Annotated in this window: 23 protein-coding genes; 1 reads left to right on the plus strand and 22 read right to left on the minus strand. The window is 57.6% G+C overall.

Translation table 11 applies throughout. The features are described 5' to 3' along the window. Positions 1-82: 82 nt before the first annotated feature. Together D9N14_RS00150 and recQ are read right to left on the minus strand one after the other, a co-directional pair. Entirely contained in the window at positions 83-2,284 is a 2,202-nt protein-coding gene (locus D9N14_RS00150) for a TonB-dependent receptor (protein ID WP_290575536.1), read from the minus strand. Between the two features lie 101 nt (positions 2,285-2,385). After that, the gene (gene recQ, locus D9N14_RS00155) at positions 2,386-4,206 is read right to left on the minus strand and encodes a DNA helicase RecQ (RefSeq protein WP_290575538.1); all 1,821 of its coding nucleotides are present in this window, start codon (positions 4,204-4,206) and stop codon (positions 2,386-2,388) included. Positions 4,207-4,623: 417 nt separating this feature from the next. Between recQ and D9N14_RS00160 the strand changes: the two genes are divergently transcribed. Beyond that, on the plus strand, positions 4,624-5,166 hold the full coding sequence (locus D9N14_RS00160) for a flavodoxin (protein ID WP_290575540.1): 543 nt from the start codon (positions 4,624-4,626) through the stop codon (positions 5,164-5,166). Positions 5,167-5,276: 110 nt separating this feature from the next. Here the strand turns inward: D9N14_RS00160 and clpX are convergent, their stop codons facing one another. The 20 genes from clpX to D9N14_RS00260 all read right to left on the minus strand — a co-directional run bounded on the left by clpX (position 5,277) and on the right by D9N14_RS00260 (position 21,150). Continuing rightward, on the minus strand, positions 5,277-6,608 hold the full coding sequence (gene clpX / locus D9N14_RS00165; protein WP_290575542.1) for an ATP-dependent Clp protease ATP-binding subunit ClpX: 1,332 nt from the start codon (positions 6,606-6,608) through the stop codon (positions 5,277-5,279). 27 nt (positions 6,609-6,635) lie between these two features. Continuing rightward, positions 6,636-7,514 carry a nitrogen fixation protein NifM gene (gene nifM / locus D9N14_RS00170; protein WP_290575544.1) on the minus strand — a complete coding sequence of 293 codons (879 nt, stop codon included), beginning with the start codon at positions 7,512-7,514 and terminating at the stop codon, positions 6,636-6,638. Continuing rightward, a complete protein-coding gene (locus D9N14_RS00175; protein ID WP_290575546.1) occupies positions 7,498-7,965 on the minus strand; it encodes a nitrogen fixation protein NifZ in 468 nt (155 codons plus the stop codon). The genes nifM and D9N14_RS00175 overlap by 17 nt, the downstream gene beginning before the upstream one ends. Positions 7,966-7,999: 34 nt before the next feature. Beyond that, positions 8,000-8,350, minus strand: a complete 351-nt coding sequence (gene nifW / locus D9N14_RS00180) for a nitrogenase-stabilizing/protective protein NifW (protein ID WP_290575548.1) — start codon at positions 8,348-8,350, stop codon at positions 8,000-8,002. 52 nt (positions 8,351-8,402) lie between these two features. Beyond that, complete coding sequence (locus tag D9N14_RS00185; protein ID WP_290575550.1) at positions 8,403-8,921, minus strand: hypothetical protein; 519 nt, start codon at positions 8,919-8,921, stop codon at positions 8,403-8,405. A 48-nt stretch (positions 8,922-8,969) separates the two neighbouring features. Continuing rightward, the gene (cysE, locus tag D9N14_RS00190; protein ID WP_290575665.1) at positions 8,970-9,707 is read right to left on the minus strand and encodes a serine O-acetyltransferase; all 738 of its coding nucleotides are present in this window, start codon (positions 9,705-9,707) and stop codon (positions 8,970-8,972) included. Positions 9,708-9,736: 29 nt separating this feature from the next. Further along, a complete protein-coding gene (gene nifV, locus D9N14_RS00195; RefSeq protein WP_290575552.1) occupies positions 9,737-10,951 on the minus strand; it encodes a homocitrate synthase in 1,215 nt (404 codons plus the stop codon). A gap of 39 nt (positions 10,952-10,990) precedes the next feature. Continuing rightward, positions 10,991-12,199, minus strand: coding sequence for a cysteine desulfurase NifS (gene nifS / locus D9N14_RS00200; protein WP_290575554.1), 1,209 nt, complete (start codon positions 12,197-12,199; stop codon positions 10,991-10,993). 13 nt (positions 12,200-12,212) lie between these two features. Further along, positions 12,213-13,151, minus strand: a complete 939-nt coding sequence (nifU, locus tag D9N14_RS00205; RefSeq protein WP_290575556.1) for a Fe-S cluster assembly protein NifU — start codon at positions 13,149-13,151, stop codon at positions 12,213-12,215. 50 nt (positions 13,152-13,201) lie between these two features. Beyond that, complete coding sequence (locus D9N14_RS00210) at positions 13,202-13,525, minus strand: HesB/IscA family protein (protein ID WP_290575558.1); 324 nt, start codon at positions 13,523-13,525, stop codon at positions 13,202-13,204. Between the two features lie 218 nt (positions 13,526-13,743). After that, positions 13,744-14,517, minus strand: a complete 774-nt coding sequence (locus tag D9N14_RS00215) for a DUF364 domain-containing protein (RefSeq protein WP_290575560.1) — start codon at positions 14,515-14,517, stop codon at positions 13,744-13,746. Beyond that, the gene (locus tag D9N14_RS00220; RefSeq protein WP_290575562.1) at positions 14,517-14,888 is read right to left on the minus strand and encodes a hypothetical protein; all 372 of its coding nucleotides are present in this window, start codon (positions 14,886-14,888) and stop codon (positions 14,517-14,519) included. The genes D9N14_RS00215 and D9N14_RS00220 overlap by 1 nt, the downstream gene beginning before the upstream one ends. Positions 14,889-14,893: 5 nt before the next feature. Beyond that, positions 14,894-15,220 (minus strand): (2Fe-2S) ferredoxin domain-containing protein, encoded by a 327-nt coding sequence (locus D9N14_RS00225; RefSeq protein ID WP_290575564.1) that lies wholly within the window; start codon positions 15,218-15,220, stop codon positions 14,894-14,896. A 6-nt stretch (positions 15,221-15,226) separates the two neighbouring features. Continuing rightward, positions 15,227-15,526 (minus strand): ferredoxin III, nif-specific, encoded by a 300-nt coding sequence (gene fdxB / locus D9N14_RS00230; RefSeq protein WP_290575566.1) that lies wholly within the window; start codon positions 15,524-15,526, stop codon positions 15,227-15,229. Between the two features lie 105 nt (positions 15,527-15,631). Further along, positions 15,632-15,841: a CCE_0567 family metalloprotein gene (locus tag D9N14_RS00235; RefSeq protein ID WP_290575568.1), complete on the minus strand. Its 210-nt coding sequence runs from the start codon at positions 15,839-15,841 to the stop codon at positions 15,632-15,634. Positions 15,842-15,868: 27 nt separating this feature from the next. Beyond that, entirely contained in the window at positions 15,869-16,336 is a 468-nt protein-coding gene (locus D9N14_RS00240) for a NifX-associated nitrogen fixation protein (protein WP_290575573.1), read from the minus strand. Between the two features lie 61 nt (positions 16,337-16,397). Beyond that, positions 16,398-16,874 carry a NifB/NifX family molybdenum-iron cluster-binding protein gene (locus tag D9N14_RS00245; protein ID WP_290575575.1) on the minus strand — a complete coding sequence of 159 codons (477 nt, stop codon included), beginning with the start codon at positions 16,872-16,874 and terminating at the stop codon, positions 16,398-16,400. Between the two features lies 1 nt (position 16,875). Next, positions 16,876-18,270: a nitrogenase iron-molybdenum cofactor biosynthesis protein NifN gene (nifN, locus tag D9N14_RS00250; protein WP_290575577.1), complete on the minus strand. Its 1,395-nt coding sequence runs from the start codon at positions 18,268-18,270 to the stop codon at positions 16,876-16,878. A 12-nt stretch (positions 18,271-18,282) separates the two neighbouring features. Continuing rightward, on the minus strand, positions 18,283-19,689 hold the full coding sequence (gene nifE / locus D9N14_RS00255) for a nitrogenase iron-molybdenum cofactor biosynthesis protein NifE (RefSeq protein ID WP_290575579.1): 1,407 nt from the start codon (positions 19,687-19,689) through the stop codon (positions 18,283-18,285). A gap of 525 nt (positions 19,690-20,214) precedes the next feature. After that, positions 20,215-21,150, minus strand: a complete 936-nt coding sequence (locus tag D9N14_RS00260) for a hypothetical protein (RefSeq protein ID WP_290575581.1) — start codon at positions 21,148-21,150, stop codon at positions 20,215-20,217. Positions 21,151-21,181 lie beyond the last annotated feature (31 nt).

Raw genomic sequence — 21,181 nt, forward strand, 5'->3', positions numbered from 1 at the left:
CTCCTAAGTAATTTAGTTTACGGTACCCATTTTAGGGGGCGCTATTGTCGCTTAAAGGAAGGCGGTCAGCAAATCCAATGCGTCAAAAGGTCCAAGTCATCCCCATCCCCAGGGTCCTGGGCTCTGCCAGGTTCCAGGCGGAGCCATTCTCCGTATAACCAAACACACCCTGCCCGAAGACATGTAAAGGGTATTGCTCATCGAACAGGTTACGCACCCACAGGCTCAGCACGGCGGCACTGCCACGGGGCCGCGCGTACAGCGCCAGATTGGAGATCTGCCGGGAAGGTACGCTGTCCCCGTCAGCATCCTGGGGCACGATGGAATAGGCCCCGGTGTAATTGCCCTGCCATTCCAGGCGATACCGGTTCTGCCCGGTGTCCTCCCAGGAGTAATTCAGACTCAGGGCCAGCTCATGGGTGGGTGCCCGGGGCAGCCGGTTCCCGGTGAGGGTTTGTCCACTGCCGGGGGAGGAGAAGCGCAGGTATTCAGAATCCAGGTAGGTATAGTTGCCCGCCAGCTCCAGGCCCTGCAGGGGTTTGAACCGGACATCCAGTTCCGCCCCCTGGATGCGGGCCCGTGGCGCATTGGCGCCGGATTCCAGACCGGCGTAGACCTGCAGCTCATCGTAGTCGAGCTGGAACAGGGCGCCGTTGACCTGCAACCGCTGATCGAAGAAATACCCTTTCCAGCCCAGTTCGGTGTTCAGTGCCGTCTCCGGTTCGGCGCTGGCCAGGGCCGAGTCCGGGGAAATCGCCAGCATGTTGAAGCTGCCACTTTTGAATCCGGTGGCCAGGCGCCCGTACAGCATCACCTGCGGATTCAGTTGATACTCCAGGGACAGGGCATAGGATAACTCCCGCCAGTGATCCCCGGTTTCCACCCCGAAGTCCTCGCTGTTGATGAGCCCCACATCCAATGGATCACCACCGGTCACCGACAGGTCAAAGTCCTTTTTCACATAATCGCCCCGCAACCCCAGGTGCAGAGACCAATCGACCGCAAAGTTCCAGCGCGACTGGATGAACAAAGCCCAGTTGGAAACCTCGCTAACGGCATCATAGCGGGTGGTTCCGGGGGTTTCGTCGGTGAGGAGGGCGCCGGCCCCCAATAATTGCATGAGCCCGGTGAGATCCCCCAGTTCATCACGGGAGGTTTGCTCTTGGGACAGATACACACCGCTCTGCCATTGCCAATCCTGCCAGCTCTGCTGCAAACGCAGTTCCTGACTCAACTGCCAGCTTTTCTCGTGGGCGCCATTGGTGGATTCGGGAAACAAAATCGGCAGCACCGGCAACTGAAATTCGTAATCACCACTGACATAGGCGGTGCGGGATTCCCAGGTACCGTAATCCTGTTCCAGCTGATAGGTGACCATCAGGCTGTAGGTGTCCCGCTCCGTCGTGCCATCACCGGCAATGGCCACCCGTCGCTCATTATTGGCATAGGGCACCAGAGCGCTGCCACCGAATGCGGGCAGAGGCGTTTCCCCCTGGTACGTGCGGGCCGGGTCCAACCCCCGGTATCGACTGTATTCCAGCAGTAGCCCCAGGGCCTGATCCGAGCCTTGCCAGTGCCATTGTTCCCGTGCAATCAACTCTTCGAATTCACCCTGTTCCGATCCGGTCACCACATTCTCCAGGTAACCCTGCTGCTCCCGGTAACTCAGGCTGAACCGGTTGGCACTGTGGTGGCCAACCTGTTGATTGTTGATGTTCTGCAGCGCCCAGCCCCGCTGATTCACCGCCGTGCTCAGGCTGTTGTAATCCGCCAGCTCGGGCTTGCGATAGACCACATTAACGGCGCCACCAATCACGCCTTTGCCATAGAGGGTGCCCTGCGGCCCCTTCATCACTTCGATCTGCTGTACATCGAACAGCTGCTGGTTCTGCAATCCAGGGCGGGCGATGCTGACCCCGTCCACCAGGTAGGCGACCGATGGATCGTCGCCGGCACCGGAGACATTGGAGCCCACGCCACGGATGTAGAGTTGGGGTGTAACCTTGTTGTACTCAGTAATGACCAGCCCCGACACCCGTTGATCCACCATCTGCAACGAGTCGAGCAACGGGGAATACAAATTAACGGGTTCGAGCACGGCAAGGGAGAAAGGCACCTTTTGCGCGAGCGACTCGCGTTTCTCAACGTGCGTCACCACATCGGTGATTTCCAGTTCCATGAGTTGTTCCAGCGAATAGCTGAACAGATCCGGAGGACTGTCCGCCACAGCGAGAACAGGCAGCAGTGTGATGGCGGCACAAAAGCGGTGCGGTCCCTTTATCATTGTTATAACGACCCGATACAAAATCCATCTGCGGACATTCCAGTACTGACAAGCATAGGACGATCGTACCGCGACGTCCAACTGGGTTTCGGGCAGGCAGGTTACTGGGCGGGATACTCGTGATTGCGAATCACCTCAAGGAAATCCGCGCCAAAACGCTCCAGTTTGCTGTCCCCCACGCCTGACAGTTTCAGTAAGGTGCGCTCGGTCATGGGCCGCTGCTGCACCATCTCCCGCAGAGTGGCATCGTGGAACACCACGTAGGGGGGCACGCCATTCTCCTCCGCCAGTTTTTTACGGCAGGCCCGCAGGGCGTTCCACAGGGGTAGATCCCGCTCGTCGATTTCCACCGTACGGGAGCGCTGGGTCAGGCCGGCGGATTTTTCCGGCGCCTTGCGTAACTGAATGCTTTCCTCACCGCGCAGCAGGGGTCGGCAGCGTTCGGTGAGCTTGAGAGCCCCATAAGCATCCGCATCCACCTGCAGGTAACCCCGGGCCACCAGCTGGCGCACCACCGCCCGCCATTCATTGGTACTGAAATGGCGGCCAATGCCGTAGGTGGACAGTTGATCGTGATGGAACTGCTGCACTTTCTCGTTAGTGCTGCCCCGTAACACGTCGATCACATGGTTGGCGCCGAAGCGCTGGCCGGTGCGATAGACACAGGACAAGAGTTTGCGGGACGCCTCGGAACCGTCCCAGGTAATGGGTGGCTGCAGGCAGCAATCACAATTGCCGCAGGGTTGATCCAGGGTTTCACCAAAGTAGCGCAACAGGGTCTGGCGCCGGCAGCTGGTGATTTCGCACAGCCCCAGCATGGCATCCAGCCGCTGCCGTTCCAGGCGTTTGAACTGCTCACTGCCTTCTGAAGTGGCGGCCATCTGTCCCAGTTTGACCACATCCTCCAGGCCATACAGCAGCAGCGCGGTGGCTGGTTCCCCATCACGACCGGCACGGCCGGTTTCCTGATAATAGGCTTCCACACTCTTGGGCAGATCCAGGTGCGCCACAAAGCGTACGTCCGGTTTGTCGATGCCCATGCCGAAGGCGATGGTGGCCACCATGATGATGCCATCCTCCCGCAGGAAACGCTGCTGATTGTGCTGACGCAGCTCCGCCGGCAACCCGGCGTGATAGGGCAGCGCATTAAAGCCTTCATCACACAACCATTGCGCGGTCTTTTCCACTTTATTGCGGGACAGGCAGTACACCACCCCGGCATGGCCTGACTGCTCCTCCCGCAGAAACTGCAGCAGTTGCTGCCGCGGTTTGTCCTTCAACTGGATGCGGTACTGAATATTGGGCCGGTCAAAGCCGCTGATGAAATGCTGTGCCGCTTGCAGGTCCAGCCGTTGCGCGATTTCCTGGCGGGTACGCTCGTCCGCAGTGGCCGTCAGCGCCACTCTGGGCACCTGGGGAAACTGTTGGTGCAGCAGGCTCAATTGCAGGTAGTCGGCGCGGAAATCATGGCCCCACTGGGACACACAATGGGCTTCGTCGATGGCAAACAGGGACAAGCGCGCCCGCTGCAGCAGATTCAGGCAACGGGGCTGGATCAGCCGCTCCGGGGCAATGTACAGCAGCTCCAGTTCACCGTTCAGCAATTGATGCTCGATCTCGGCAGCCTGCTGGGGCGCCAGGGAGGAATTCAGAAAGCCCGCTTTCACCCCGGCGGCGCGCAACGCGTCCACCTGATCCTGCATCAAGGCGATCAGGGGCGAAATCACCACCCCGCAACCCTCCCGGGCCAGGGCCGGAATCTGGTAGCAGAGGGACTTGCCGCCCCCAGTGGGCATGATGACCATGGCATCGCCGCCCTCGATGAGGGTGTCGATGATGGCCTGCTGCTGGCCACGAAACGCGTCGTAGCCAAACACGTGCTGCAAGATGTGCTGGGCGGAACTGGATTGAACTGAACTCATTCGGTGGCAAAACCGCTTGTGGAATCAAAGCGGCAGGATACCAGATCAGAGGGATTCTGGCCCGCGCCCTGAACCCGATTGTGCCGTTTGCGACACGCGCGCCATAGGGTCGCCCACTTGGCGCCCCACCCCAGAACGACAATGCCATCACCCCTGTCGCATTTCTCACAATCCCCGGAATTGGGCATTTGCGGCGTTGTCGGATTAACGACAAGCGCTTCTGGCGGATTCTGACAAAATCTAAAAAAGCGCCGTATTATCAAAGCTCTAGGCATAACAAGCCGCCCCCTGCCAGCTGGCACATCCTCTGCACTTAAGAATCAGGGGGGCACTCCCAACATTGCGCCCAGCATCGCGCCCAAGCAAGGCCGCACAGGCCAGGCGTTTCCAGTTCAAGCACGTTATAGGAGTCGTATTATGGCCCGAGTCGGACTTTTTTTTGGCACCACCACCGGTAAATCCCGCAAGGTTGCCAAGATGATCAAAAAGAAATTTGATGACGAAGTGATGGCAAAGCCCGTCAATGTGAATCGCGTCGAAGCGGAAGAATTCCTGAGTTATGACTTTCTCATTATCGGTTCCCCGACCATGGGCGAGGGTGAGCTGCCGGGACTGTCTTCCGATTGTGAGGAGGAGAGCTGGGAAGAGTTCCTGCCCAAGTTGGAAGATGCCGACATGACTGGCAAGACAGTGGCCATCTACGGTCTGGGAGACCAGGTGGGTTACCCCGATGAATTTGTGGACGCCATCAAGGAGCTGTATGACTTTGTCACCGAGCGGGGTGCCAAAGTGGTTGGTGCCTGGCCCGTCGACGGCTACGAGTTCGAGCATTCTGAAGCCGTGGTGGACGGCAAGTTCCTGGGGCTGGCCCTGGATCTGGATAACCAGTCTGCACAGACAGAGGCGCGGTTGGATGCCTGGCTCAGCATCATTGCGCCGGCATTCGATCTGCCGCTGTAGTGCTGGCCTGGATGCCACAAAAAAGGAGCTGACCGGCAGCTCCTTTTTTTGTGGTGATCTTGCTCCGAGGTGATCTTGTTCTGTTTAAGACCGGCGGTCGGCACTGAGGATTACGACAGCGCGGGCACCGCTTCCTTAGGCGCGTCACTGGATGCATCACGGTTCAGACTGACATCACCGATCACTTCTTTCACCACCAGCTCCTGGTCTTCCAGTTCACCTTCACCCTCGACGGTGATGATGCATTTCTGCAGACCCTGCCGGGATGGCAGGTCGAACATGGTGGTGCGCAGCAAAGATTCCAGCATGGCGCGCAAGCCGCGGGCACCGGTGCCCCGTTTCACCGCCTGACCGGCGATGTAATCCAACGCCGACTCGGTGAACTCCAGGTCCACATTCTGGAACAGGAACAACTGCCGGTATTGCTTGGTGAGTGCATTGCGGGGCTCCAGTAAAATCCGCTTCAAACTCGCCACATCCAATTCATGCAGGAAGGTGATGATGGGAAAGCGGCCGATGAACTCCGGAATCAAGCCAAACTGTTGCAGGTCATCCGGTTGCAGGCCTGCCAGCAACTCATCGTTGGACAACTCGTCGTCCTGCTTGATGGGCGCGCTGAAACCGATGCCGGTGTTCGGTGGTCGCAGCCGCTTGCCAATCACTTCCGTCAGCCCTGGGAAGGCACCACCAACGATGAACAGGATGTTCTGGGTGTTGAGAATGACTTCCTCACTGCTGCCATCACGGCGACCGGACTTGGGCAGGTGCACCTCGGTGCCTTCCACCATTTTCAACAGCGCCTGCTGCACACCTTCACCGGAAATATCCCGCACCGCGCCCCCGCCGGTACCGCGCTTGGCGAGCTTGTCAATTTCGTCGATGTAGACGATGCCCCACTGGGCCTGCTGCACATCACCCTGGGCTGCTTCCAGCAAGCGTTTGAGCAGGCTTTCCACATCATCCCCCACATAACCAGCCTGGGTCAGGGAGGTGGCATCCCCCACCACAAAAGGCACGCCGATGATGCGGGCCAGGGTTTTCACCAGCAGGGTTTTACCGGTCCCGGACGGCCCGGCCATCAGAACATTGGATTTTTCCAACTCCACCTGTTCGGCGTCCAGCTGGGAAATGCTGGCGGCAGCGCCCTGGTTCATCAAACGCAGATAGTGATTGTAAACCGCCACCGACAGGGTTTTCTTGGCTTCGTCCTGGCCGATGATGTACTCGTCCAGAAAATGCTTGATGGCGGCCGGGGTCTTCAACTCCGGCTCCACCGCCACCGCTTTGCGGCCCCAACTGCTGACCACCTGAAACGCCAGTTTGACGCATTGCTCGCAGATGTGACCATCGTTGCCAGCAATGAGCGGCACTTCCGCGCTTTTTTCCACCCCGCAAAATGAACAGGCGGGTACCAGCGATTCAACAGGTGCGTTTTCTGCCATGACTGCTTTCTCCAATTCCGGGCTGAGTCATTCCGCCGTGGTGTTTGCGGGGGTGCTCAGCACTTGCTTGAGCCAGCGTTTCTGCTCGCGCACTCGCTGCCGCTGCGTCAGCTGTTCCTGTAACGCAGGCAATACGTCCGACAATGGCGCTTTGCTGGCGGGTTTAATGGCTTCACACAGCAGGATGTGAAAACCGTTATCGGTCTGGATCACCTCACTCAACTGACCGGCGTCCATGCGAAACAGGACGGCATCCAGTTCGGGATACAGCGTGCCCTGCTTCACCTCGCCGATCAGCCCACCCTGCAGAGCGGAAGGGCATTCGGAATGCTGCAACGCCTGTTGCTCAAAACGATGGGGGTGTTTTTTCAAGCGCCCGCGGATGGTTTCAATACGGGCGCGGGCGTTGGCCTCGGTGTTCTCAGCAAATTCTTGGTTGATGGTGATAAGGATATGGCGCACCACCCGGGTTTCCTCTTTGGCAAATTTCTCCGGGTGCAGGTAATAAAACAAGCGGGCTTCGGTTTCGTCCACCGTGTCCACGGTGCGGCTGATATAGTTCAGCACTGCCTCCACACGCAATTCCCGTTCCACGGCAAAACGCAGGGTCTGTTCATCCAGTCCATTGGCGGCCAGGGCGTCTTCGAACTCCTCATCCGATACATAGCGTTTGCGGATCATCTGCACCGCTGAATCCAGTTCCGCCTGGGGCACCATCACTTTGCGCGCTTCCGGTTGCTGCAGTATGGCCCCTTCCATGAACATTTCGCGCCGGGCGATGTCGGTGGCTTCGCGGGTCTGCTGAGGGCTCATACCATCGGGATTGGTACCAAAGCGCTCACTGGCAATGCGCAGTAATCGGTAGTTGATGGTGTCGGTGCGTGCCATCTCAGCTTGCATGGCCATGGTCCTGCTCATCCTGTTCCCCGGCCAGGGCCTGCTCGGGAATCTCATACAGTTCATCGTCGCCGGAAAAACGCACCAGGTAATACATGGTGCCCGGCTCCCGCACCACCTTCTGGATTTCCCCCACCGTGCCCTTGGTGGCAATCACCTGCCCGCCACTGGCCAGGGTCACCCTGGTGATCACCTTGTCGCGAAACTCAAAGCGATTGGGAATCCATTCTGCGGTGGCCGAGATCAACTCTTCTTCCCGACAGCCGACGGTGCGGCCCTCGTCCAGAAAGTGCACCCGATAGATCAACTGATCCTGCAGATAGGTACCCACATCATAGACACAACCGATGGCACCGCGCCGAATCAGCAATTCCCCCACTTCCATACCGGGATAGGTGCCGTCGTTGCGTACGTTGCGCGTCAGACGGACTTCTTCACCATATTCATAGGCAGGCTTCATGGAACACCTCGACTACTGATTACGGACAACCGGATTATTTCAACAGGCTGTCCACGGACACAAATGTGGTTTGCGGACCTTGCATTTTAAATACCTTGAACACTTTTTCAGTGAGGGCATCCGACTCCACAAAATCCTGGTAAGCCTGCGTCAGCAGGGCTTTGTACAAGGCCGCCATGGCGTCGTCGTTGCCTTCATACTGGGTCACCATTGCCTGGTTCTGGCTCAGGTAATCATGGAACCGTTGCATGATATGGAGGCGATTGACATGGACCACACTGGCATCGAAAGGGATGTCAAAGAACAGCAAAAAATCCTCAGCGGAACTCAGTTCCTCCATCAGATCATCCAGTTCACCCTCTTGGTATTTGGTTTCAGTACTCATGTCATTTACCTCACAGAGATTGAGTGGGAGCGCGGCTTACGTTTACACTGGTTTATTCACTGGCGGAACCGGCCCGGGTCACTACCGCCGGACCCATCGCCTGCAGCAATACCCGGGCGCCCAGACGGTCGTTGTTATCCAGTTCGATCACTTTATTGAGCATGGCGACCCCTTCCTGGATATTACCCATGCGCAGATTCAGGTAGCCGGCGCCTTTCAACGCCAGCAGATAGAAACGCACAATGGTGAAGGATTGCATAACGCCATTGGCCAGATCCGCAAATTCCAGCTGCCGCCAGTGTTCAGGAAAACTGATCTCGCCCGCCACCGCGGCCATCGCTTCATAGGCCACGTTCAACGCATCCTGATAGCGGTGCTGGTAGTAATAAAAGCGGTACAGTGCCACCAACACAGAAAGGTTGAGCGGTGCGATGGCGTAGGCCTTGAGCAGGCATTCCTCCGCACCGCCATCGGAATATTGCTCCGAGGCAGATTGAATCAGCTCTGCAACATCCTGGGGCATGTCGTCATCAAAATAGAGTTTCTGCCCTTCAAAATCCTGTAAATCCATGAGGCGTTCCCTTTTATACATTAAGCCGGTGATACATCAAGCTGCCGATTACACCCGCTTCAATGCGCGTTCCACTTTGCCACCGGGGTAATCGCTTTCGCACACTTGGTTATCCACATCACAAGCTGCATAGCCGGTGGCGGCCAGTCCGGTATTCAATTGCCCTTCCAGGGCATCAATCCGTTCCAGTAGACATGCAATGGCTTTGCCAACGGGGTCTGGAATCAGATGGTGGTCCAGGTCAATGCCGTAGGGATTCAGTTTTCCCACCTCCCGCAACTTCACCACCTTGCCGGGAATACCCACCACCGTGCACCCGGTGGGAACATCTTCCACCACCACCGAGTTGGCGCCCACGCGGCAGTTGTCCCCCACGGTGATATTGCCCAGGATCTTGGCACCGGCACCTACCATGACGCCATTACCCAGGGTGGGATGGCGCTTGCCTTTGTTCCAGCTGGTACCCCCCAGGGTCACCCCGTGATAGAGGGTGACGTCGTCGCCGACGATGGCGGTTTCGCCCACCACCACACCGGCACCATGATCGATGAAGAAGCGCTCCCCGATTTTGGCACCGGGGTGAATATCCACATTACTGATAAAACGGCCGATGAAGGACAATAGCCGGGCCGGGTAACGCCAGCCTTTCAACCACAGCCGACTGGCAATCCGATGCAGCATCACTGCATGGACGCCGGGATAGGTCGTAAGCACTTCAAGCACGGTACGCGCTGCCGGATCGCGCTGAAAGACGCTGGCAATATCGTCTTTCAGCTGTTGATACAAGCTCTTTCGGCTGTGGGCCGCGCGCTCGATCACTGGACCGCGGCTACGACTGGCATGGTTTGACATGACTCTGCTCCCCGTTGATTCGGCTGGCGTGCCCCGGTCAGCGCTGCGTTGTTAACGATGGCCACATACAGCAACAGCAGGTCTTTCGGCTGCGGGCTGCGTTTAGTGCGGGTCACCTCGTGACGAACCTGTTGCAGCAGGATGGGCACCTGCCAGTCCGCCAGTTCCACACCCAGATCCTGATAGGCTTTGATCAGCATGTGTTTGCCGGAGTGCTTACCCAGCACCATGCTGTGTTCACGGCCCAACTCACTGGGATCGAGACCCTGGTAGTTACGTGAATCCTTCATCAGGCCATCCACGTGGATGCCTGCTTCGTGGGTGAATACACCCTGCCCCACAATACTTTTCTGCCAACCCACCAAACGACCGGAGGCCTGCTCCACCAGACTCGACAGCGCGGGCACGCCCAAACTGTCCACACCGGTATCGATGCCATGCAGGTTCTTCAGGCCCAGCACACATTCTTCCAGGGCGGCATTGCCGGCCCGCTCCCCCAAACCGTTCACTGTGGTGTTGATATGGGTGGCGCCACCCAGCACCGCCGCCAGGGTGTTGGCGGTGGCCAGGCCATAATCGTCATGGGCGTGCATTTCGATTTCAAGATCGGTGCCGGCGCGCAGTTGTTGCATTTTCTGCATCACCGAAAACGGCTCCATGATGCCCACGGTGTCGGCAAAACGGATGCGTCGGGCCCCTGCACGCTGGGCGACTTCTGCCACCCGCCGCAGGAAATCCATATCGGCGCGGGACGCATCCTCGCAGCCGACACAGACGTCAAACCCAAGGTCCAGCGCGGCGCGAACCATACGCTGTATTTGGGTGATGACCCAGTCCCGGTCCCGACGTAGTTTGTTCAGAATCTGCTGATCCGATACCGGTATGGATAAATCCACAATATCCACACCCACATCCTGCACTGCCAGCAGATCTGCTTCAAACATCCGGCACCAGGCCATCAACTTGGAGGGCAATCTGAGATCGGCAATCGCCTGCATTACCTCGCGCTCCTCGGCTCCCATGGCGGGTATTCCGATTTCCAACTCACCCACACCGATGTTGGCTAACTGCTGGGCGATGGCCAGTTTCTCCTCCGCTGTGAAGGCGACTCCGGCACTTTGCTCACCATCCCGCAAGGTGGTATCGTTGATCACGACCCGAGGTTGCTGCTGGCTCATAAGCACTACCTTTTCAGATGACCGTTGTTGTATTGAGCGTCAGGCATAGACAGGTGCAAACGCCTGTTCCGGATTTTCCACCGGGCCGTTTTCTCCCCAGTAGGGAGACAATTTACGCAGTTTGGCCACAATGGGCGGCACCGCTTCAATGACCCGCTCAATTTCTTCCATGGTGTTGTAACGGGACAGGGAGAAACGCACTGTGCCGTGGGCTGCCGTGTAGGGAATACCCATGGCTTTCATCACGTGGGATGGTTCCAGGGAACCGGAGGTGCAGGCCGAGCCACTGGAGGCCGCGATGCCCATCTTGTTCATCAGCAACAGGATGGCCTCCCCTTCGATGTACTCAAAGGCGATGTTCAGGGTATTGGGCAGGCGGTTGTCCACGTCACCGGTGGGAAACGCATTGGGCACGGCAGCCAGAATGCCTTCCTGCAGGCGGTCACGCATGGCTTTCACCTGCACGTTCTCGAATTCCATGTGTTCCATGGCCTGTTCACAGGCCAACCCCAGGCCGATGATGCTGGCGCTGTTTTCAGTACCGGCACGGCGCCCCCGCTCCTGGTGACCACCGCGCAACAACGGACGGAAGCGGGTGCCACGCTTCAGGTACAACACACCCACCCCTTTCGGTGCATGCAGTTTGTGGCCGGAGAGCGACAACATATGAATGGCTGTGTCCTGCAGGTTCATGGGAATTTTTCCCACGGCCTGCACCGCATCGGTGTGAAACAGAACGCCCGCTTCATCCGCCATTTCTGCCATTTTTTCCACTGGGAAAATCGTGCCGGTTTCATTGTTGGCCCACATCACGCTGACCACCGCCACGTCGTCGCTCAACAGCTTGGCGTACTCATCCAGGTCCAGACGGCCTTTGCTGTCCACTTTCAATTTGTGCACGGTGTAGCCTTCGGTTTCCAGATACTCACACAAATTCAGTACCGCGGGGTGCTCAACCACGGTGGTGATGATCTCTTTGCGTTCCGGATTGGCTTTCAGGGCTGAGAGGATCGCAGTGGAATCCGACTCGGAGCCGCAGGAAGTGAAGATGATTTCGGAATCGTGCTCCGCGCCCAGAATTTTCTGTACCTGACCGCGGGCTTTCTTCAACGCCATCCCTACTTTGTTGCCGAAGCTGTGCAGGGAGGAAGGATTTCCAAACTGCTCAGTGAAAAACGGCAGCATGGCTTCGACAATCGCCGGGTCCACTTTGGTGGTCGCATTGTTGTCCAGATAGATATCGCTCATGATGCTGTACTCCTCAGGCTGCGGGACGTTCGCTGGCGGGGATAACCTTGATGAACTCACCCATGGCTTCAATCAGTTTTTGCTGAATGCCGCCCAGGGTCATGGCTGCCATCTGGCAGCCGCTGCAGGCACCCACCAGATTGACGTAGACGGTTTTACCATCCACATCCACCAGTTCCACGTCGCCGTTATCGGCGCGCAGTGCTGGGCGCATGGCTTCCAGTACGTCTTCGATCTTGCGGATGCGCTGCACCAGGGTCAGGCCAGCGCTCGCTGCGGCAGGCTTGGCAACCGGTGCTTCGATTTCCACCAGATCGGGCTTTTTCTTCTCGACTTTCTTCGCCTTCTTCTTGCCGGAGGCCGCCGGCACAAAGGTTTCGCCCCGGGCTGCCATTTCTTCCGTCAACAGGTTCTCAATGGCTTCGTGACAGGAGGAACAACCACCACCGGCTTTGGTGTAGTTGGTCACCTCTTCCACGCTGCTCAGGTTGTTGGCTTTGATGGTATCACGCACCATGACTTCATCGATGGCGAAGCATTTGCACACCAGCGCACCTTCTTCGTGGTCGTCGCTCCACTCTTCACCCCGATAGTTGGCCACGGCCGCCTGCAGCGCTTCCCGCCCCATGACCGAGCAATGCATTTTCTCCGGCGGCAGGCCATCCAGAAAATCCGCAATATCCTGGTTGGAAATCAACAGTGCTTCATCCAGAGTTTTGCCTTTCACCATTTCCGTGAGGGCGGACGAGGAGGCAATGGCCGAGCCGCATCCAAAGGTCTGGAAGCCGGCATCCAGAATGATTTCGGTTTCCGGGTCCACCTTCAGGGTCAGTCGCAGCGCGTCACCGCAGCTGATGGAACCTACGTCGCCCACTCCGTTGGCGTCCGCCACGGCGCCGGCATTTTTCGGATTGTAGAAATGTTCTTTCACTTTTTCTGAGTAGTCCCACATGATCTCAGCTCTCCTGGTGCGATTCGTTTAGTCGGGGTCGGGTATCGACATTAACAACTGAAGGATTTGCCACAACCGCAGCTACCAGCAGCATTGGGGTTTTCAAACTTGAAACCGCTGCCTTCCAGTCCGTCCAGAAAATCCACGGTGACACCCACCAGCATGGCCGCACTGCTTGGGTCCACCAGAACTTTGATACCGGGGAACTCCACTACCTCATCATCCTGCGCCGGGGTTTCCTCCAGTCGCATTCCGTACTGGAATCCGGAACAACCACCGCCTTCCACTTTAATTCGCAAGCCGGCAATGGGTTTGTCTGCAGAATCAATGAAACGTTTTACAGCGGATACGGCGTTGTCGGTGAGGTGTATCATGGTGGTTTCTCCGGTAGCTAAAGCGTTTGGGAATCGATACATTAGGTTCCCGAGAGATTTTGCAAGCCATGTGCCAGCGAATTTGCCAACCGGGTTTTGTTATAGATTTCTTATGGTTATGGTTTTATTCCTGCTCTAAAGCCCTGTCGCAAACTCCACGGGAAGCGGGCTTTGTCGCAATCGCGACAGGCCAGTACTTGCCGGCGGATTAACAATTGTCAGAGAGGCAACAATCGGTAGCTCACCGACTCGACAAAGATGTTGGTGCCACCCCCTTCCAGCAGGACTTTCAGCAGCAGATCAGGGTCGTTTACCGCCACACCGGCCAGGTAGTTCACACCGAAATCAGCCCACTCAGGCAGCCAGGGTAAACTGGGCCCCATCAATACCACCTGGGCCTGCGGGCAAAGACTGAGTAAATGGGGCAGGGTTTTGTTGGCAATACTGCTGGCGGTAATGAACACCCAATCGGCCTGCGGCAGTATCCAGTTGGCGGCGGCATCCGGCAGGTCACCAGGCCCAGGCCGGCGTTCAATGCAGGTAAAGTCAAAGTCTTCACGAAAACGGTCCAGGCCCGGGTAACGACCAATCACCGCCACCTTGGCCTGCTTGAGCTGGGGCTTGAAATACTCGAAAACCGCAAGATGGGGTGCCGGATCGAACGCCAGGGATCGGGCTTGGGCCGGCAGCGGCGATGTGTGGTTGATGAGCGCATTCACTACAGTAGCCCCCACCACAGCCTCACTGCTGTTCCAACTGCATAACCAGGGAATCAACTCATCCGCCGGGCGCCCCGCCAGGCTTCCGGACCAGGGCAGATTACGTGGGGCCTGCGTGGGGCTGAAACACAAGCCTACGCCGGCTTGGTCTGCGCCCTCGGCCTGCACCCGTGCCAACGACCAGGCCAACCCCAACGCCAGCTGTTGTACCCGCGCGGGACGCCGGGCCCGATCCATGATCAGCCCGTACAAGGTCTCAGCGTGCACGGGCATCAGGCGCCCAGGGCTGGCAGCAGTTTCAGTTCGGATTTCAACTGCTGTGCGGTACCCCAGGTGGTCACCCCTTCCACAAACCAGCGTCCATCGGTGGGATGCGGTACCAGCACATCAAATTCCGCAAACACCTGGCCACCCTGATGTATCAACACACTGCCCAGTTTGGTACCGGCCGCATTGCGCCACTCTCCGGCGAAGGACTGACTGCCGTCAAAGGGATCGGTTTGCATCTGATGACTGGACAGCTGTGGCGGGATGCGATTCTGCAAGTGACCCAATCCGGCCCGCTCCAGTTCCGCCACCAACGCGGCGTGGATCTGTTCCAGACTGGCGAGCGCCGCCTGCTCCCGGCTGGCCGTCGTGTTCATCGCGGTTAACCCCACACCTGCTCAGGGGCCAGCTTTTCCGTTACCACTTCACCCCCTACCAGATGTTGATCGATGATCTGATCCACATCCTCTGGCTGCACATTCATGTACAGGTGGGCGCCCGGAAACACCAGTACGTTGGCGCCGGCCTGGCAGGGGCCCAGGCACGCTGTGGGCACCAGGGACACCTTGTTGAACAGATTGCGGGCAATAATCCCCTGGGAAAATGCCGGCATCAATTTGTCGGCGCCTTTCTCAGTACAACTGCTGCGTGGATGACCGGCTGGACGCTGCTGACCGCAAATGAAAACATGATACTCAGGACGTGGCATGTGTGGTTACCCCGCTAATGCTTCGTGGGTGTGACAGTTCTTCGGGCAGACGGCCGCACAGGACTTACATCCGATGCAGTCCATGGCGTCCTTGATGCTCATGACCATCATCTCGTCGTCGTCATCATAGAAATCGTCGTCGTCATCGACTTCTTCTCCCCGTTCCACCAATTCAAATACGTCCCGGGGACAGACCTTATAGCAGCGCCCGCACCCAATGCAGGTGGATGCATTCAACTCCGTGACGAATTCCGGTACCCATTCCTCACCCCCGCGGGTTCGGCCGACTATTACACCTTCTGTCATGACACACCTCTCTTAAGGTTCTCTCTACAGGACGCTCGTTATCAGATCGTCGCCACACCCCTCTCCCCGGTGTTGACTCACTGCAGGTTGGCGCTGGCACTGCGCTCAGCTTTTTTCCGCCGCTTCGTAACGGGCTTTGGCGCTGGCCCAATCTTCACAGGCCGCTACTGCCTGCGCGGCCAATTCCGGCAGATTCTGGTAGTCGCTCCACAGGCTGTCTTCCACCACATCGTGGATTTTGGAAGCCCAGTCCGTAGCAATACGCTTTTTACTGCTCACTTCTTTTTTCAGATTTTTCAACTCATCATCCGTCATTGGATTGCTCCCCCATTGAATGGTCCGTTAAAGCTTGGCCACGTCGCGGTGTTCATTGACCAAGGTAATGGCTTTGCTGGTGACCTTGTCCACTTCGGCAATCAGCTTGTCCAGGGAATCAAAGCCAAAGCGGTGCACGTCACGCAGGGTTTTATCCACCACAATCAACTTGCCCACCACCACGATGGCACGGCCGAATCCTTCATGGGTGAGATTCACCATGGGCACTGCCATCAGGCCACACTCCAGCTCAATGGTGGAGGCAATGGCGTTGTAATAGGCTTTGAGGCGCGAGATGGTGGTCTCATCAGGATCGCCCACGACCGGAATTTCCCGGCGTCGCTCTTTGGTCAGGATCATGGGGTCCAGCACTTTGGCATCGCTCCAGGTATCGTAGGTACCGTAGCTGTCCATTGCCCGCAGCTGGGTCACCACCTGCTTGACAAAGGGGTGGGTCATGAGTGGATTGGATTCTTCAACAACGGCGTCAGTCATGGTATGCCTCTCTATTACTCAGGTTACAAATGCCAAGGTTATTAATGTGTCAACAGTGCTTTCATTCCAGCCAGCCCTCTGCATCCATGGCATCGAATTTGTCCGCCGCCATGGCCCGACCGCGCTGGATCGCTTTAGCCAACCAACTGGATGGCCCCTCTCTCAGCTCCTGCTGCAGACTCTCGATCAGATCTTCAATGCGGGCGCCCTCGGTGACCTTGACCGGTTGCACGCCCAGCTCCAGCAATTGCCGTACCGCAGAGGCACCACAGGCACGGCAATAAACCGCGATACATCCCTGCAACAGTGCCAACTTGCCCGCCAGTTTGTCTTCGGTATCCTCCGGTGAGATTTCTGCGAATTCACTCACCGTCAACAATTGGGCTTGCCCCACATCCACGCCGTAAATAACAAAGGAGCTGGCCGAACCAAAATGCTGATCCACGACTTTGCGGTCCGACGACGCAAACGCCACTTTCATCAGGGTGGCACTTTGACTGTCGTCCAGCACTCTTAACTGCCGTGTCGGCCCCGCCATGCTAGTGACTCCACTGCTGCTGCCGGTTTTCAATGTACTGGGGTGAATCCTGTTTCTGGGCATAAACGGAATAGTAAGGTGCCGTTTCCTGGTGGTGGGCCATCACCAGATTGGCCAGGTCAAACAAGGCCTGGGCCGTACCCCGATAGCCAAACCAGCAGCGCTGGAATCCCCCCACCAGATCGTATTGAGGGAAACCCACCCGCAACATTGGAATGCCCAGGCGGCGTGCACTGGCCACCGCATGACTGTTGCCCAACAAGAGTTGCGCCTGCTTTTCCGCAGCAACCTGTTCCAGGTCTTCCAGGTCACCGATATGAATCTGTTCGATGTCCAGATCACTAATGGCCACGCCTTTTGCCGGCACCACGGCGGCCACCGTCTCTGCCCCCATGCCTTTCAACAAACGATGATAGCCGGCCAACATGTCCGGGTCGGCGGCAATGGCCACGCGGGAATGGCCCAACATGAAGTGGGTGTCGAGCATGGCATCCTGCAACTGTTTGCGTTGTCGTTGCCAACGCTCCGGCACCGGATTGTTGCTCAGGTTGGCCAGGGTGGCGAACCAATCATCCACTTCATCCAATCCCATCAGGTGGCCGAAACGAAAGGCAGGGATATCGCATTTCTTGCGCAACAGTTCCGCCGAGCTGAACAGGCTCTCACCCACCGCCAGCGTGGCGATGCTTTCACAGGCGGTAGCGATGTCGGCAACCGACACGCCCCCGGTGGTGAGCGGATTGTGCGGGCTGTCATCCAAGTGGCCATCCAGGGAACCGGACAGGTCCGGAATCAGCAGCGGGCGCAAGCCAAAACTTTCAATGCTTTCCGCCACGAACTCCAAATCCCCCGGCGTGAGGTTGGCCCCGCACAGTACATTCACCTGGCGTTGACGCAGTCCTTTGCGGGACTTGTCGTCGGGCACCAGTGTTTCGATAATGCCTTTGACCGCGAGGGCAAACCCGCTTTCAAAGCTGCCGGAGAAATCCGGAGTGTTCACCGCCACCACAGCGGTTTTTTCGTATTGCGGATACTTCTGGCGAAAATCCCAGACACCCCGTTTAATGTCTGCACCCTGGGTTTCAGCCAACCCGGTGGTGACCAAACCGATGATGGACGGATTGCTTTTTTCGCAGATGGTTTTCAGGGCTTCAGTAACATTGCCATCAGCGCCCATCACCGAGCTCACCTGATCCATGGCAGTGGTTTGCAACGGTACCGGCTCGCGAAAATGGCGCACAAAGAAAACCTTGGCAAAGGCCGTGCAGCCCTGGGAGCCATGCATTAGCGGCATGGAACGCGCTATGCCCAGGAACGCCAGGGCACCGCCCACGGTCTGACTGGTTTTCAGCGGGCTGACGGACAAAGGTTTTTTTCGTTTGATGATTTCCGGCATGATGGGCTCCTGTTATCCGTTCACCGTCAATAACTCACCGGCCGTGGTGGCCCAGGGTGCTGGTCGGCGTACTGCCGCCCACACCGGGCTTTCCAGGGTCAGGGTCAATTGCCGCACCAGTTCCAGCATGCCCTGGTAGCCGGCATAACCGAACTCCCGCTCCTGGTTGATGTCGAGGAAGGGAATCTTGGCTTTCAACGCGGTGTACATGTTACGGCCGCCGGCAATCAGGATATCGGCTTTGTATTCCGCCACGGTGTCCAACAACACTTTGGGATTGCCTTCATCCAGCATTTTGACGTCGTCGCCCATCAGTTCACGGATACGGGCTTTGTCTTCCTCAGTGGATTTTTTGGTTCCGGTGGCCACCACTTTCATGCCCAGATCCTGCAGGGCCGAAATCACCGACCAGGATTTCACGCCTCCGGTGTACAGCAGCACCCGCTTGCCATTGAGTCGTTCACGCCAGGGTTCCAATGCCGCCCGCACCCGTTTCTCTTCGCGCTCAATCAAGACTTCGGTGCGCCGGGTAAGATCAGCGTCGCCGATCAGGCGGGCCACTTCCCGCAGCGCGTGGGAGGTATCGGTGATGCCGTAAAAACTGCCTTCAAACCAGGGAATCCGATACCGTTCTTCCATTTTGCGGGCCACGTTCAACATGGCTTTGGAACACACCATCATGTTGACTTCCGCCTGATGCATGGTTTGCACTTCGCGGAAGCGGGCATCGCCGGACAAGGTGCACAACACCCGGATACCGAGCTCGTCAAACAGGGGCAGCACATGCCAGAACTCCCCGGCAATGTTGTACTCCCCGATCAGATTGATGTCGTGCACCGTGATGCCCGGGCGCTCTGTTCCCTCCGGCAGTGGATCTTTGTCGCGGGTGCCGATCACATAGCGCACCATGGCATCACCGGCGATGCGGTTGCCCAGATTTTTGGTGCCATAGAAGCCGGCGGCGTCGATGGGCACCACCGGTACGTTCCACTTTTCCTGCGCCGCCTTGCACACCGCATCGATGTCATCGCCGATCAGCGCCGGCACGCAGGTGTTGTAGACGAACACAGCCGGCGGTTGATGATCTTCGATGGCTTGCTTGATGGAATGGAACAAACGCTTTTCTGCCCGCCCCATGACCACGTCCTGTTCAGTGAGGTCGGTGGTCATGCCGATACGATACAGATCCGGTCCGCTGGAGCGGGTTCCCCGGTTATCCCAGGAACTGCCGGCACAGGCGATCGGGCCATGCACAATGTGCGCGACGTCGGCGATGGGCAGCAACGCGATCTGGGCGCCATCGAACGCACAACCCCCGGCGGTGGAACCGGGCTTGGGTTTGGCACAACCGGATTTCTCCTTCTTGTTGTGCTCGCAAGCGGGCTCATCCAACAGTTCTGCAATATCCTTGGCTTTCATGACGCGACCTCTCGTAATGGCTGACAACAGCAACCGCAAACAGCTTGGCTGCAACCGCCATACCAGATGATAAAACGCTGATTTTTAAGGGCTTAGCCCGCCTTTGGCTGTGTCGACATTACGACAATGCGCCGGGCTTTGCAGGGTCTGCGACAGAATGGCTGGCGTTGGCGGGCCTGGCCCTTCAGTTTCTGTGGGGTTTGCGACAAATACGATACAGGGAGGTGACTCCGGACCCGCGCCACAGTGCACGCGGATGCGGTTAAGATGTTGAAAGCAAAGCCGTTACCAACGCTGCACACACAGCAAGGGACAAGGGCACAGGGTTTGCACCGCTGATCCAGAAGCGTCTGACATGCAGGAGTCTGACATGCGAACCAAACCGGCTCACACATTGTTGAAACCGGTGCTGATGTGGATCGTCATCATCAGCTACCTCACCCTGGGCGATCCGCAAGTGAATCAGATGATCGCGTTAGCCCTGCCTTAGCAGGGCGGGCAGTAAAGGGCGGGTAGAAAAGGGCCTTAGTTCGTCACCAGGCGATACAGGCGGGGGATGTTGCCTTTCACCCGGTTGGCACTGCGGGGAAAATACAGGTTGTAGAAATAGCCGTTCCAATACAATCGGTATTCGAAGTCGATTTCGCTACCGTCCAGGGTGATATTTTCTGCAACGGCGGCGCTCACCGGTTCCAGGCGATAAATCCAGGGAATGGAGGCTGCCGCCGTCAGTTCACCAAAATGATCCCGCGTCGCCGTCGTTGCCGTCACGTCCAGGTACAGAGTGAACGCCTCCACCCCATTGCAAACCGGAAATCCACTGTCACCGTACATCACGTTCACCTCCGGTTCCACCGTGATGCTGAGAGTACGGTTGTCATGCCAGCGGATCACCGGTGTATAGCCGTGACCGGCGCTGTCCACATCCAGCTGGTAATCCATTTCCGCCAGGGTTTCTTCCGGCACCCCGAATTCACGCTCGAACTCCATGCAATCGGCCATGATTTGCGACGGCCACTGCGTCTTGTCCAGGACACTGAAAGCATGCTCATTCACAAATCCACCACTGATAGCAGCACCATCGGACATCCGATACAAACGCACATTGTGATCGAAGAAGGTGGAACTGAATTGAAAGCTGTATACCGCCAGCAGGCGATTGTCCGGCGAGGGTATCAGGGAAACAATACTTTCGGAGTAACCGTCGTAGGTGGCCATGGCCGAGTTCACCAGGGTTGCACGCTGAGGCGACAGGCTGGTGAGCCTCGCCATCTGGAGTGTTTCCGCTCCGGTGGTGGCATCGACGTTGACCATGGCAAAGCCGGCCCGGCCGGTGGGAAACACCGGTTCCAGACGATAGATGGGTTTAACGATTATGGGATCGAGCAACTCCAGCGCCAAGCTAACGGAAGCATAACAACTCAGCAGTAAAGCAGACAGAACGGCAGGCAGAACACGCATAACAGGGTCTCCGGCGGCGATGAACAATGCG

The sequence above is a fragment of the Ketobacter sp. genome (genome assembly GCF_003671495.1).
Lineage (GTDB): Bacteria > Pseudomonadota > Gammaproteobacteria > Pseudomonadales > Ketobacteraceae > Ketobacter.